Source organism: Sphingomonas sp. (assembly GCF_031361285.1).
Classification (GTDB): Bacteria; Pseudomonadota; Alphaproteobacteria; order Sphingomonadales; family Sphingomonadaceae; genus Sphingomicrobium.
The window spans coordinates 1-2299 of the sequence record NZ_JANMCO010000129.1 but is presented as its reverse complement, the minus strand read 5'-3'; the positions used below and the strand labels follow the sequence as shown (position 1 = coordinate 2299).

Below are 2299 nucleotides of genomic sequence, written 5' to 3'. Positions count from 1 at the left end.
CGACAAGATTGTCCGTGTTGCCAAGCTCGCCGAATGGCTGGTCACCGAAGGTATAGTGAAAGGCTGCTCACCCGCCGACGCCAAGCGCGCCGCCGAATTGTGCAAGGCCGACCTCGTCACCGGCATGGTCGGCGAATTCCCCGAATTGCAGGGCGTCATCGGCGGCCACCTCGCCCGCGCCCAAGGCGAACCCGACGCCATCGCCAACGCCATCCGCGACCATTACAAGCCGGTCGGGCAGGGCGACGACGTGCCGACCGCGCCGGTGACCGTGGCAGTGAGTCTTGCGGATAAGCTGGATAGCCTCGTTGCATTTTTCTTCTACGGAGAAGTGCCCACTGGCTCGAAGGATCCGTTTGCGCTTCGCCGATCAGCTCTGGGAGCGATCCGAGTTTTGATCGAAAATGAAGTTAGATTGCCGCTTCTCACGTTGGCTGATTTTTCGATCGAACGTTTGTCTGAGACGTGGAAGAAGAATCTGAAAGGTTCGGGTGGCTTATTAAGAGGGAAAGGCACCCGCACCGGTCTTGGTGAGCACGACTCTCAGTCCTTCGAACTTCTCGACTTCTTCGCCGACCGCCTAAAGGTCCAGCAACGCGAGGCGGGTGTCCGGCACGACCTGATCGACGCGGTTTTTGCGCTTGGCGGGGAGGATGATCTTGTTCGGTTGCTTGCCCGCGTGAAGGCACTGCAGGCGTTTGTTGAAACCGGGGAAGGGGGTAACCTTTTAATTGGCTACAAGCGGGCCGCGAATATTCTCAAGAGGGAAGAAGGCAGTTGGACCCCGGATCATGTCCGGGGTGACGGCGATATGGCAAGCGAGGAAGCCGCGCTGGCCGCCGCGCTCGATATCGCCGACCCCACCGCCACCGCCGCCATCCAGGCCGAAGACTTCACCGCCGCGATGTCCGCGCTCGCCTCACTGCGCGCGCCGATCGATGCGTTTTTTGAGCATGTGATCGTCAACGATCCCGACCTTGGCGTCCGCGCGCGTCGCCTCAGCCTGCTCGCACGGTTCCGCGATGCGGTTCATGCCGTCGCGGATTTCTCGAAAATCGGGGGGTAGAAAGGCCGTCACCCCGGACTTGATCCGGGGCCTGCCTGCCTTCGCCGGTGGAATCGAATAAAAGGCGGGTCCCGGGTCAGGCCCGGGATGACGGTTGGCGATCAAACCTCGCGCCGGTCATCGACCCCATCGTTATCGCGATCGATCACCGGATCGCGATCGACCACTACCGGGCGATCCTTGGCGGCAGCGTTGCGCAAGCTCTCCTGCTCGCGCCAGTCTTTCTCGGCCGCGACGTGGCGCGATTCCAATTCCTTGCGACGATCGACTTCGGCGTTGTAGCGGCCTTTCCACTTGCGGCCGCCGCCGGTGAACAGGAACCCGCCGATGAGCAGGCCGAGCACGAATACCAGCGCGTAAATCACCACCTGGTTGGGGTCGAAGTTGAGCATTTGGGCCTCCCTGACATGTCGTTTCGCAGCCTAAACCGTTGGTGGCGCGAAACCGTTCCCAAATGCAAACCGCCGCCGCTCTTTCGAGCGACGCCAAATCCCTCCCAACAGCAAACCGCCGCCGCACTTTCGAGCGACGGCGGTTCTCCCCCACAAGTCTGTTTTCGACTAGCCGTTGATGAAGCTGTCGCTGATCGAGCAGGCGGCCGGGCCCAAGATCACGATGAACAGGGTCGGCAGGATGAACAGGATCAACGGTACGGTCATGATCGCTGGCAGGCGTGCCGCTTTCTCCTCGGCGCGCATCATCCGCTCGTTGCGGAATTCGGCCGACAGGACGCGCAACGCGCTAGCCAGAGGCGTACCATATTTCTCGGTCTGGATCATGGTCGTGACAACCCCGCGCACCGCGTCGAGATCGACCCGGGTGGCGAAGTTCTCGAACGCCTGGCGGCGCTCGTTGAGGAAGCCGAGCTCGATCGCGGTCAAGCCGAATTCGTCGCCCAGTTCGGGGTACGCCTTGCCCAATTCCTTGGCGACCCGGCCAAAGGCGGCGTCGACGGTCAGGCCGGCTTCGGCGCAGATGACGAGCAGATCGAGTGCGTCGGGCAGGCCCTTGCGGATCGCGTGGCTGCGCTTTTTGACCTTGTTGCTGAGCCAGATGTCGGGCGCCTTGTACGACAGCAAGAACGAGACTGCGGTCGCGCCGTAGCGTTTGATCGCACCCCAATCGGGGCGAACGTCGAACACGTAGAGCGCGAGCACCACGCTGGTGCCGATGACGAGCGGCAGCACGAACTTGGCAAGAATGATGAAATAGGCCAGATCCTTGGCCCGGATG

At 61.9% G+C, this 2299-nt stretch carries 3 protein-coding genes; 1 reads left to right on the top strand and 2 read right to left on the bottom strand.

Going from position 1 to position 2299, the window contains the following annotated elements; all coding sequences use genetic code 11:
• The coding region (glyS, locus tag RMO25_RS11325; protein WP_309662708.1) for a glycine--tRNA ligase subunit beta at positions 1-1066 on the top strand (1066 nt) is incomplete at its 5' end.
• A gap of 101 nt (positions 1067-1167) precedes the next feature.
• On the opposite strand, the gene RMO25_RS11320 is transcribed toward glyS, so the two are convergent.
• Both RMO25_RS11320 and RMO25_RS11315 read right to left on the bottom strand, forming a co-directional pair.
• The gene (locus RMO25_RS11320; RefSeq protein WP_309662707.1) at positions 1168-1458 is read right to left on the bottom strand and encodes a hypothetical protein; all 291 of its coding nucleotides are present in this window, start codon (positions 1456-1458) and stop codon (positions 1168-1170) included.
• A gap of 168 nt (positions 1459-1626) precedes the next feature.
• The coding region (locus RMO25_RS11315) for a type II secretion system F family protein (protein WP_309662706.1) at positions 1627-2299 on the bottom strand (673 nt) is incomplete at its 5' end.